Source organism: Geobacillus sp. GHH01, from assembly GCF_000336445.1.
Taxonomy (GTDB): domain Bacteria; phylum Bacillota; class Bacilli; order Bacillales; family Anoxybacillaceae; genus Geobacillus; species Geobacillus zalihae.
In genome coordinates, this window is the sequence record NC_020210.1 from 3,228,181 (window position 1) to 3,239,644 (window position 11,464).

Sequence of the window (11,464 nt, forward strand, 5' to 3'; positions counted from 1 at the left end):
TTTAGAGCACTTGGTGTGAATCATGCCTGTCTAGGAGAGGAATGGACATATGTTTGCAAAAGTAAAGCAACTATTTGACGAAAGCGCGCGAGAAGTGCAGCGTCTTGCCAAGCTGGCGGCGCAAATCAATGAATGGGAACCAACCATTTCTTCGCTGAGCGATGAACAACTGCGCCAAAAAACGGTTGTCTTCAAAGAACGGCTCGAACGCGGCGAGACGCTCGATGACATAAAAACCGAGGCGTTTGCCGTCGTCCGGGAGGCGGCGCGGCGCGTGCTCGGTCTGCGCCATTACGACGTGCAACTGATGGGCGGATTGGCGATGCATGAAGGAAACATCGCCGAAATGCAGACCGGGGAAGGAAAGACGTTGGCGGCCACTTTGCCAAGCTACTTGCACGCCCTCCTTGGAAAAGGCGTCCACATTATTACGGCCAACGAATATTTGGCGCGCCGGGACTGCGAACAAATGGGCCGTGTGTTCCGCTTTCTCGGCTTAACCGTCGGCCTGAATGTGTCGCAAATGACGGCCAGCGAGAAAAAAGAAGCGTACGCGGCCGACATCACGTACGGCACCGGCACCGAGTTCGGCTTTGATTATTTGCGCGACAACATGGTGTACCGCCTCGAAGATAAAGTGCAGCGCCCGCTGTATTACGCCATCATCGATGAAATCGACAGCATTTTAATCGACGAAGCGCGCACCCCGCTCATCATCGCCAATAAATCGGGAATCGGAGCCGAATTGTTCCCGATTATGGCACGCATCGTCCGCACCTTCGAAGAAGGAAAAGAGTATGAACGGTCTCCGGAGACGAAACAAATTTTCCTCACCGAAGAAGGGGCGCAAAAAATCGAGCGGGCGTTTGGCATCGATAACCTATACGACTGGGAGCATCACGTGCTGCTCCATCATGCGATGCAGTCGCTGCGCGCTTGGTTTATCATGCGGCGGGATGTCGATTACATCGTCAAAAACGGCAAAGTGATGATCGTTGACCCGTTCACCGGCCGGGTGATGGAAGGGCGCTCGTTCAGCGACGGCCTGCATCAAGCCATTGAAGCGAAAGAAGGTGTGGAAATCACCGAAGAAAACGACATCCAAGCCACGATTACGATCCAAAACTATTTTCGCATGTATGAGAAGCTAGCCGGGATGACCGGCAGCGCTACGCCGTCGAAAGAAGAATTTTGGCAAACGTACCGGCTGCGCGTTATTACGATTCCGACAAACCGGCCATCCCGCCGCACCGACTGGGACGACCTCGTCTACCAGACGTACGAGGCGAAAGTACGGAAAATTATCGACGAAGTGAAAAAAATGAATGCCATCGGCCGTCCCGTTCTCATCGGCACGACATCGGTCGCACAGTCGGAACGGTTGTCAGCGGCGTTTTCGAAAGCAGGCATCCCTCACCACCTGCTCAATGCCAAAACGGAGGAAGAAGAAGCGCGCATCATCGCCACCGCCGGGCAAAAAGGGCAAGTGATGATCGCGACCAATATGGCCGGGCGCGGGACCGACATTTTGCTTGGAGAAGGCGTCAAGGAACTTGGCGGGCTGCACATCATCGGCACAGAGCGGCATGAAAGCCATCGCATTGATATGCAGCTGCGCGGCCGGGCAGGACGCCAAGGAGATCCGGGGTCTTCCCAGTTTATCATTTCGCTGGAGGATGATTTATTTCGGCTGTACGATCAAGAGGAGCTGGAAAAATGGCGAAGCAAAGTCAAGACGGATGAAACCGGGCTCATCGTGTCGCCCGACCCGATCAAGTTCGTCCAGAAAGTACAAACAACGATTGAAAACGCCCATTATTCAGCGCGTTTGCATTTATTGAAACTGGACACTGTGATTGACCAACAAAGCAAAGTCATCTACTATATGCGCGATCGCGTCTTGGCGCTGAAGCAAGCAGAGGTGCTGTCCGAGCTCCTTCGGCACATTCAGCGTTATATCACGCAAACGATCGACCGTTATTGTCCGGAAGACGTTTTGTTTGAAGAGTGGGACATCGAAGGACTGCACAACGAGCTGCGCCGTGCCTTTTTCCAATTTGCCTATCCGATTGAGGATCTTCGCCATAAGCAAAAAGAAGAAATCGCCCAACTTGTTTGGGACGAATACAAATCGCTTGAAGCGGCGCTCGCCGATCTTCCGTGCGACGAAGAACAAACGATGCGGCTTAAGCATTTGATGGTCGAAACCATCGACGCCCACTGGATTCGCCACTTAAATCAACTGAATGTATTGAAAGAGGGGATTCATTTGCGCAGCTACGGCCAAGAGGATCCGTACCGTGCCTTTGAAATGGACGCCTACCGCGAATTCGTCGCGCTGCAGCAAGCGATCGACGCCGGCATTTGCACCACAGCCATGAACTATTTGAAAAGCCAGTTTGTCATCGATGACGAAGCGGCCGTCGCCGCGAACGAACCATAACCGCGGCGCAGCACGCCGCCTCGTAAAGGAGGTTCCCTATGATTTTCCGACGAAAACAACGCACACAACCGGAGGCCGAGCTGCCGGCGCAGCATGTCGAACAGCCGGAGGGCGGAACGAAAACGACGCTGTCGTTTCATCCGGACTGGCAGCTGTCTCCAGAGGAAACGTACGTCTATCGCTTTTACCACGAACAGCTGCCGCCGCTTCAGCCAAACCAAATTTCCATTTCCGGCGTCAAGCTGGTCGAATACAACGATGGGTTTGTCGCTGTCGCCATTTTGCGCAACACGCTGCCGAAGCCGGTTCGCTTTGAACGAATCCGCCTGTTGCTGCTTGACGAGGATGGCACGGCGATCGCCCGCAAAGAGTTTGATATGAGCGCTTTCGGCGAGCTGCCGCCGATGACGGCCCGCCCGTGGCGGTTTTTGTTCGCCGCCGAGGACAAGCTCGTCGATCAGTTGCCTCAAGATGGATGGAAGATCGCCTTTGAACTGACACCGCGGCATCGGCTCGACCTAGAGGAAAGCTGGGAGCAGGCGCTGTCGGCCAAGCAGCACCAACAGCTGCAAGCCCTCGTTGACTCGGTTCCGCCTCCCGCTCCCGGGGAGGTGAACTTCATGGGCATTGAAGCGAAACAGCTGCCTTCCGGTGAACTAGCCGTCACGTTGCTCATTCGCAACGGCAGCGACAAACATATCCATTTTGAACAAATCCCGCTTGAAGTGCGGGATCATGCTGGCGACATGGTCGCCCGCGGATTATTTCCGTGCCATCTGGAAGTGAAAGCCCACACCAGCAAACCATGGACGTTCCTCTTCCCACCGGAATTGCTGCACAAAGCAGAACCGGATTGGACGTCCTGGAAGGTGACAATCCCATCCTCCCCGGCACAGAGCGAAAGGCAAGAAACGCAATCAAGCGAAACGTAATCGGCAAAAAGCTGGCCCCCATGGTCGCCAAACGACCGATGGAGGCCAGCTTTCTTTGCATCGTTCCGTTCAAAACGACCGCGCTCCCGTTGTCAGCCGAGCCTTAGTCGAAGCAGCCGAACTTTGCACCATCAAGAGCAGACGGCTATCCAACGCATCTGGACGGGAGGGCCTTATTTCGTAGAAGCAGCGGTTTGAATCTCCATGTAAGCGCCTTTTTTCATCGCCACGCCGTCTTTGCTTTTTAACACCGGCGGAATGACCAATAAATAGCTCTGCCCTTTGGCCAGCTTCGCTGCCGGTTTGATCAAAAGCTCCGTCCCCCGGCGGATTTGCGCCGTCACCGCCGCTTCCTGTCCACCTAATTGATACAATTTTACTCCGCTTACCGCGGTATTGGCGAGCGGACGAGAGAAGCGGACGACAAACGTCTTATCGACCGGCGCATTGCGCAGCTTGCCGAGCGACTGATACCCTTTCAGCTGGCCAATCAGCAAATCGCGGTGAGCGGCATACAGCTCTTTACCGACAACCGTCGGCACATCCGGCTTCACCCCAACGTGATGAATCGGCGTCCCTTTTGGCGAGAAAAAGTGGGCGACGGTCAACTTCAACATGCTGCCGTCCGACAGCTCAAACATTTCCTGCATCGATCCTTTGCCAAACGTCCGTTGCCCATACAAAACGGCCGCCTTTTGCTCCTTCACCGCCGCCGCCAACATTTCCGACGCGCTCGCGCTCGACGCGTTGACAAGCAGCCGGATCGGACCCGCCATTTGCACCGGCTGTTTGACAGCGGCATACACTTCTGGGTGATTCGAACGGTCGCGCAACTGAAACGCCTGTTTCACATTCGGGAAAAAGCCGGCGATTTGCTGCGCCGTTTCCACATATCCCCCCGGATTGTCGCGGAGGTCAAAAATCCACCCTTTCACCCCGCTTAACGAGCGAATGGCGCGTTCGATCTCACCAGGCGCTGTCTCATCAAAACTATATAGCTGAATATAGCCGATATTCCCTGCCAGCCGTTTGAACTCCACGTTCGGCCAGTCGATTTTTTCCCGCTTGATGGTGACGCTGACGGTTTCCTCGGTCGACGGCCGCCAAACGGTTACGGCCACCGTCGTTCCTTCTTCCCCTGCGATCAAGCTCAATACTTTTTCCATTGTCTCATTCGTTACCGGCTGCCCGTCAACAGCCTGAATCACATCGCCCGGCTGCAGTCCGGCGCGGGCGGCTGGCCCATTGTCCAAGACAGACATGATGTGGACGCCGTCCTCATCTTCCTCAATCATCACGCCGATGCCGACAGACTCCATATCAATCCACTTCAAAAATTCCTCGTATTCTTCCTTTGTCATATAGGCAGAATACGGGTCAAGCTGTTTGACAATATCTTGCGGGGTGCTCGCCTTCAGCACTTGATCGCTCACTGGTTCCACATAATACTGGCGGACAATTTCCCGCACTTCTTCGAGCACCTTCGTTGACGCCGGAGCCGTCGCCGCCTCCGCCGGCGGACTCCAAACCGAAAATGAAGCCGCAAGCAATAGAAGAGCCGCCGCCCATCGCTGAATCACCTTCATATCCGTCTCTCCTCTCCCGACATGCGCCAGTTTATTCGATATCGACATCTAAGACAACCGGCGCTTTAAAATCATCGATATACACCGCCAGCTGCTTGCGCGTCGCCGCATCCACCACGTTTGGCAGCCACCGGTCGCAAAGCGACAGCAACCGCTCCGCCCGCGCGATATCCCCTTCATCATACGCATCAAGCAGCTTGTCCATGGCTTTCATAATATTGATGGGATCATAGGCACGCAGCTTGACAGCCAAAGCCGGGCGTTGAAACCATCCTTCCATCTTTTCGCGCAGCGACGCTCCCGGAACGCGGCCGATGAGAATCGCTGTTTTGCGAATTTGATATTCCAGCGGACCGTAGGAATCGTACACAACATCCACATCCCCCGTCCGCAGCGCCCGGTCGACGTTGGCCGTCAAGGCGCGCAATCGCTCCCCGCTTTCGACCGCGCTGATATAGGCGGAAGCCTTTTTCATCGTCTGTTCTCCGGCCGCGATCCGTTTTTCCAACTGCGCCCTTGCCGTTTGTGGACGCACGCGCGCCACTTCTTTTTTTGCCGCCTCATAATCGCGTTTGACTTGGTTGAAGAGACGGTACGGCTTGGACCATTGATCCGCTTTCATCGCCCGCTCAAGCTGGGCGGCATGCTGTTCAAGCCGCTCCACACTTGGGAACGGGGCCGCTTCCGCCTGAACAGCCAACAGCGAAAACGACAACCAAAACACCGCCAGCCATCCGATGATGGAAAATGCTTTTCTCCGTTTTCTCCTCACACTTTCACCTGCTATCTATAAAAATAGGAAACATGTATTTCAATTTTACTGGAAAAGAAACAAAATGAAAATATGTTCTGAAAAAAATCGAACGTAAGCCCTTCAAAGCATAAAATAAGGCCGACTCTTCAGCCACCTTTTTGACTGTCAGAGCCAGCCTTGATCAACGAAAGTCCGGCCAATGGGTTTGCTGCTTGTCGCCGTCGATTTTGCTCAGCGTCCGGTAGCGAAACGGAACGATTTCCTGCTCTGGCTTGCCAAGAAACTCTTTCGCCCATTCGAACGGAATCAAATCGAACTGCTCCTTGTTTTCAGCGATAAAATAGACGCCGACGACTCTTCCTTGTTGATTGAGGTCAATTGTCAAAAAAGCCGGGTAATACGTGCCGTCTTGCGCCCACAGCACCGCTTTGGCCGTCACCCGGCCGTCCCCTTCGTCTTCCACATCCGGATTGGCGATTCGCTCCAACACTTTGATCGCCCATCCTTGTTTTTTATATCCTCCGACCAGCTTCGGCGGATTTTTCCGCAACTGCTCCAACAATGTTTGCTCGTCCATCGTCAAACTTTTGCCTCCCTTGTGGTTTGCCTATCCGCCCATTTTCTAATATATACAATACTTTTCAGAGAAATGCAAATGCCTAGAAGAACAGCATGCAAGGACTTTCTCGATTAGTGAGCAACATCCCTTGTTCATTCCCTCTTCTAGGCAAGCAGGGGAGGCGCGCCCATCAGCGGAAGATGGCGCGAAGGCCGTCGATGTAAATCGCTCCGGCGTTTTTCCGTCCGATATCCGTTTCCATATAACGCACCGGCATCTCCAGCATGAGCGGAAGCGCGACATCGCTGGGCACAGCGGCTTCGACATATTTCCAACCGATCCAATCGACATGGCGGGCAAAATCGATCCAAATGCGGCGCCCGCTTCCATCCTGCAGCTGGGCGCGCAGCCAATGGCCGCTTCCGTCTCCATACACCCACATGCCAATCGCTTGCGGCCGTTTCGAAATCCAAATCGCTTTCTCCCGACTAGCATAGACGCCGGATGTCCCTGGCATCCCGCGGAAATCGTATGAAATTTTCAGCGCCTGCTTTCCTTCTCTCACCTTTTCTGTCGTCCGCTCGACCGCAGCCCCCACATAGTTGACGCCCGATGCATTCCACTTCAACTCGTTCTCAAAATCATCAAGCACTTCTTCGCTTTCCCCGTTCTCTTGCGTCTCTTTGTACACAACAAGAAGCGCATTCGCCACCGGACGCGCAAATCCATCAGACGGCTTGTTTTCGACTTTGAGCTGCCCGTTTGGCTGGCGGACGACAAAGGTCGAAGAACCGCCGCCATCGAGCGTCATCGCATCGACGGCGCCAAGCTCATGCATCAGTTTGGCCAGCTCATTCAACGTCATGCCTTGGCTATGAGCAGGCTGGCGGCCATCGACAACGACGAGCATGACGTTGCCGTTGCGGTCAATGCCGACGGCTGTGCGAGGATGCACCCCAGCAATCGCAAACGATTGCGCCTGTCCATCCGCCACCAACCGGTATCGGCCGCCGAGCGCTTCTCTCACCCCACTCCATTCGGGCTGGTCATACTGAAGGGAAATTTCCACCGCATCCCCTTCTTTCGCCTGCCGCAAATAGTCGCTCGCCCGGCCGTGGCCCGATAGCACGAGCTCTCCAGGTTGGAGCGGTTCATTGCCTTGACCGACTACAACTTTCTTCACCGTTCCGGTGACCGTTCCATTCCCGTTCAACACCCCTTGTACATTCGTCAGCACGACTTCCGTCCCAAGAGCGTTCGTTTTCGTGGAGGCAGCGAAATACGGGGTGTACAAAATCAACTGATGAGCGCGCCGCGGCTTGTTGATGCCATCGACGGGATATGAGCCTCCTTCTCCAATTCGAACGCCAATTTGAACATCTGGGTTTCCAATCATCGGCTTTCCATCAGCGCTGATGCCAAAAATCGTCCGTTCCGCCGTTGGCGTTGTATTCGTCATCACGATCTCTCCCCGGTGCACCATCAAATCGGTCGGCGAACCATCCTCTTTGAAATAATCGCCGTTCACCGCCGCCAGTACGATTCCGTCGCGGCCATCGTACCGTTTTGCCTGCTCAAGCACCGGTTCAATGCCAAGCACTTGATCATTGGACAGCGCCGTCTCAATGGCCAGCCTCTCATTCGACGTATCGATGTCAAGCTTGTACACATGCTGCTTGCCGCGCGTTCCGACGATTTCCATTTCCTCTTTTTCCACCCCGGAGGCGATGCGCGTCGACACCTCCTTTACCACCGTGCCGACCGCCAGTTGTTTCGCTCCGTACCGCCCAGGATTGACAAGCTTCAGCTTCTCCTTTGACGGCGTTTTATACACGACATGCCCTTTGATATTGGTGACGTAATATCCACCGCCAACCCCGTATTGGCCGCCAAACGCCTCGTCATACGAATACACCCGGTACTGTTCTCCAGGCTGCAACACGCGGACAAACGTCAGCGCCCCGTTTTCCCGTTTCCATAGGTTAATCGGTTTCACGATCTCCAATTTTCCAATCTGCCCCTGCACGAGGCGCATGCCTTCCCAGTAGACGACATTCGCTCCGGCATCCGCTTCTGCCGCCTGCAGCGCCGTCCATGCGGCCAACACCGCCCCGATCCCAATGCGGATGATGTTCTTCGCTTTTCCCACTGGTCCTATTTTCCTCTCTTTCTATCATTTTGTTGACACTGATTCTATTATACGACAAACTTCTACAAAAAGGGGAACCCTTTTCCATTTATTTAGTCAAAAAAAAAAAAGAACGTCCCAGCAAGGTTGGGACGCTCTGTAGAAGCGAAAACATCATCCGCGGTCACGGAGTATAAAACTCTTGAGAGTAGTAGGGTTGATGAAATGAATTGAACGCCACCCCAACGCCGAGGCGGGTAAAGTCCGGATATAAAAGGTTTTGCCGATGACCGAGCGAGTGCATCCACGCTTCATGGACAAAAATCGCATCGTATTGTCCGTAGGCGATGTTCTCTCCCGCCACGCGATAAGCGATGCCATGGCGCTTCAGGCGGTCAAACGGCGACAGGCCTTGCAAGTTCGTATGAGAGAAGTAGTGATGGACCGCCATATCTTCGCTATGTTCACGGGCGGCCGCCGCCGCCTTCGCATCCCACGCGAGCGCCGGAAGCCCGTGCAAGCGGCGCGCCGCGTTTGCTAAATCAAAAATTTGATATTCATAGGCCGTGCGCAGCTCCTCCGTCGCCGTTCCGTAAAACCCGGGCTTTTCATACTCGAGCGCCCGATTGACGACAAGCACGCCATCCACCCGGTTGTTGTTGTACCGGTCATAAAAGAAGGTGACGTAGCGGCCGTTGACAAGATACGTATCATATTCATCATTTTGGATGCTGTAAAGGCCATCTTTTTTTTGAATCACCGCAAGCGGCCGGCCGTAGCGCGCTTCCACCACCGTTTTCGCCGTTCCGATGCCCGTTCCTTTTTTCGTTTGGACAATCGGCTGATTCGTGTACATCGCCGCCACCCGATCACGGTCATAGCTCACCATCAAAAAGTTTTTGTAACCGCCCTGATCATACGCCTCCCAATATAGGCCGTAGGCGTTTTTCGTCTTCCGCTTCGCCTTGCCGTACATCGCTTCGACCTTGGCGCGCGAGTCGCCGATCGCCACCCCGTTCATCGTGACATCCGCCATGTTTGCCTTCGCCCGCTGCACGCATAAAGCAGCGGCCAACTTCTCTTTTGACGGCGTTTCATAGCGGACGCGGGCATCGTTCTTGATCCCATATCCTCGGCCGACATCAAAATAGCCGCCGCGCAACGCGTATACGCGATACACCGCACCGCTTGGCAGCGTCTTCACTGCTTTGTTCGACAACCATAGCTCTGTCGGCGCTGTGACCGTCAACCGGCCGATTTGTCCGGGCTTCAGTTCAACGCCGTCCCACCACACTTTTTCCGTTCCGACAAGCTCCCCGCAATCCTCCGCCTTGACCATTGATGAACTCGGCATCCAAAGCCATCCAGCCGCAGCCAACAGCATTCCGATTGCCGCCGTCTGCACCCATTTTCTCACTTCCGTCCGCTCCTTCCTTTCTCTTTTTCTTTCATCATAGATGCCTTTCCATCAAAAGAAAAGAGAAAAAAGAATGGCTCTTCACCACAACATGTACTTGACAACGGTTTCCTGACAAGGATAGGCAAAAAGTGCTGATGTTCCCTCACAAGCGTAAATAGGGGATGTTCAGAAAAAATCAAGTACAACTTTTGGTGAAGAGCCGATGTTCTTTTTCTAAATTCGTTCGACGTCTTTGAAAGGTTTCAAATATGGCTTCCCATAAGACGCGTCCATCAAAATTCTCGGTTGATAAAAGTGTGAAAACATCATAAAAATCCTTCATTCTACTGTTGACAACAGATAGTGAGATCATCGCCTCAAACTTTTCAGCTATTACTGAATAAGTTGAGTAGACTCGAATCTCCGGGGGCTTCATATTTAATAAAGTAGGATACTGCATCTCTTGTGGTTTTGGGATCACGACATCACCAAATCCAATATCCAGTTGCAATTGCTTTTTTATTTTGCCAAGTGCTGCCAGAATTTTCATACGAATCCCTTCATAATCAGCACCCTCTTTAATTCGTTCAGCCGTAATGCCCTTTACATCAAATTCGACTCCATCTTCTTCAGCAGTTAACGTACAAATGGACTCAAACGCAGTTTTGATATATTGAATATCATTTGAAATTTGTCTAGCTAAAAAGTCAATATCTTTGGTTGGCCTAGATTGAAATTGTGTTAAGGAAAATAAAAAGAGACCGCCTTTTAGAACAAATTTATCCCGATAATGAGAAATGGAAAGTCGGTATAGCAACCTTTCTTGAAAATACAACAGTAAAATGAAATCAAAGGTTTTTCCGCTTTGTTTGGCAAGATTCTTTAGTCTTTCTCCAACTGAAGCAGGTATATTTTTAACATTTCCCATTATAAAAGCACCTCTAAGTATTTTAATAAAACGGTCTTGATGCGCATTTTCTCAGCACATTCCACCAGTTTATTTATGTTTTTTTCAGGACTTTGTAAATAATTTCGCAAACCTTCTTTCATTAAATCGATTCCTATTTTTTCTCTGTATCGAATAATGTCGCAAATCGTTTTTTCACGATTATAAATGCTTATTTTATGGCCGCCTATTTCCACTTCTTCAATTCCATATTCAAACTGTTTTTTTGAAAAATAGAAAATTTTAATTGGCGGATAATCGGGCAAACGGGGTTTCCTTGATTTTCTTTCAATAGCAATTTGGTACTCCCACGGGTTATAAGTTGTTAACTCATAAAAAGACAATGCCGACAAAAGACAAAGAACACCATTCGGGATCACTTTTGATACTTCAACCACTTCTTCATTTTGATCACTTTCAAATGCAGCATAACGGTACAGCCCACGTTTTATCCTAATGATTTCTCCATTTTGCTCGAACTTTCGAATATAATATTTGCTCACTCCTTCTCTGGTTAAGTCTTCTGTCTTCGCAAATCCTTTTTGACGCACAAAAATATCTTTTATGATTTTGCTTACTTCTTTCTTCATTCATGATCACCACTCTTTTCACCTAAATGTCGGCATTTATCACTCATTGCAAACGTTTAACATACTTATTCTCGATTACTCGCAATATCCCTCTTTTTTCATCTTAATGCATTCACTTATTATTATA

Annotated in this window: 9 protein-coding genes; 2 read left to right on the forward strand and 7 right to left on the reverse strand. The window is 51.8% G+C overall.

All coding sequences use genetic code 11. The features are described from left to right. The first annotated feature begins 49 nt into the window (after window positions 1–49). Both secA2 and GHH_RS16020 read left to right on the forward strand, forming a co-directional pair. Window positions 50–2,443, forward strand: a complete 2,394-nt coding sequence (gene secA2 / locus GHH_RS16015) for an accessory Sec system translocase SecA2 (RefSeq protein ID WP_015375878.1) — start codon at window positions 50–52, stop codon at window positions 2,441–2,443. Window positions 2,444–2,481: 38 nt separating this feature from the next. Then, the gene (locus GHH_RS16020; RefSeq protein WP_013146464.1) at window positions 2,482–3,375 is read left to right on the forward strand and encodes an accessory Sec system S-layer assembly protein; all 894 of its coding nucleotides are present in this window, start codon (window positions 2,482–2,484) and stop codon (window positions 3,373–3,375) included. A gap of 173 nt (window positions 3,376–3,548) precedes the next feature. Here GHH_RS16020 and GHH_RS16025 read toward each other — a convergent pair whose 3' ends face one another. The 7 genes from GHH_RS16025 to GHH_RS16055 all read right to left on the reverse strand — a co-directional run bounded on the left by GHH_RS16025 (window position 3,549) and on the right by GHH_RS16055 (window position 11,337). After that, on the reverse strand, window positions 3,549–4,961 hold the full coding sequence (locus tag GHH_RS16025) for a S41 family peptidase (protein WP_013146465.1): 1,413 nt from the start codon (window positions 4,959–4,961) through the stop codon (window positions 3,549–3,551). Between the two features lie 31 nt (window positions 4,962–4,992). Continuing rightward, a complete protein-coding gene (locus tag GHH_RS16030) occupies window positions 4,993–5,733 on the reverse strand; it encodes a hypothetical protein (protein WP_013146466.1) in 741 nt (246 codons plus the stop codon). Window positions 5,734–5,896: 163 nt separating this feature from the next. Further along, on the reverse strand, window positions 5,897–6,298 hold the full coding sequence (locus tag GHH_RS16035) for a hypothetical protein (RefSeq protein WP_015375879.1): 402 nt from the start codon (window positions 6,296–6,298) through the stop codon (window positions 5,897–5,899). A 166-nt stretch (window positions 6,299–6,464) separates the two neighbouring features. Then, window positions 6,465–8,423 (reverse strand): phosphodiester glycosidase family protein, encoded by a 1,959-nt coding sequence (locus tag GHH_RS16040; protein WP_015375880.1) that lies wholly within the window; start codon window positions 8,421–8,423, stop codon window positions 6,465–6,467. Between the two features lie 163 nt (window positions 8,424–8,586). Next, window positions 8,587–9,819: a CAP-associated domain-containing protein gene (locus GHH_RS16045; RefSeq protein ID WP_015375881.1), complete on the reverse strand. Its 1,233-nt coding sequence runs from the start codon at window positions 9,817–9,819 to the stop codon at window positions 8,587–8,589. A 178-nt stretch (window positions 9,820–9,997) separates the two neighbouring features. After that, the gene (locus GHH_RS16050) at window positions 9,998–10,729 is read right to left on the reverse strand and encodes a nucleotidyl transferase AbiEii/AbiGii toxin family protein (protein WP_015375882.1); all 732 of its coding nucleotides are present in this window, start codon (window positions 10,727–10,729) and stop codon (window positions 9,998–10,000) included. Then, window positions 10,729–11,337 carry a type IV toxin-antitoxin system AbiEi family antitoxin domain-containing protein gene (locus GHH_RS16055; RefSeq protein WP_015375883.1) on the reverse strand — a complete coding sequence of 203 codons (609 nt, stop codon included), beginning with the start codon at window positions 11,335–11,337 and terminating at the stop codon, window positions 10,729–10,731. The genes GHH_RS16050 and GHH_RS16055 overlap by 1 nt, the downstream gene beginning before the upstream one ends. Window positions 11,338–11,464 lie beyond the last annotated feature (127 nt).

What these genes read in the sequence shown, in the direction of transcription:
- GHH_RS16050 (WP_015375882.1), bottom strand. Translation starts at nt 10,729, where the DNA reads ATGGGAAATGTTAAAAATATACCTGCTTCAGTTGGAGAAAGACTAAAG.
- secA2 (WP_015375878.1), top strand. Translation starts at nt 50, where the DNA reads ATGTTTGCAAAAGTAAAGCAACTATTTGACGAAAGCGCGCGAGAAGTG.
- GHH_RS16025 (WP_013146465.1), bottom strand. Translation starts at nt 4,961, where the DNA reads ATGAAGGTGATTCAGCGATGGGCGGCGGCTCTTCTATTGCTTGCGGCT.
- GHH_RS16055 (WP_015375883.1), bottom strand. Translation starts at nt 11,337, where the DNA reads ATGAAGAAAGAAGTAAGCAAAATCATAAAAGATATTTTTGTGCGTCAA.
- GHH_RS16020 (WP_013146464.1), top strand. Translation starts at nt 2,482, where the DNA reads ATGATTTTCCGACGAAAACAACGCACACAACCGGAGGCCGAGCTGCCG.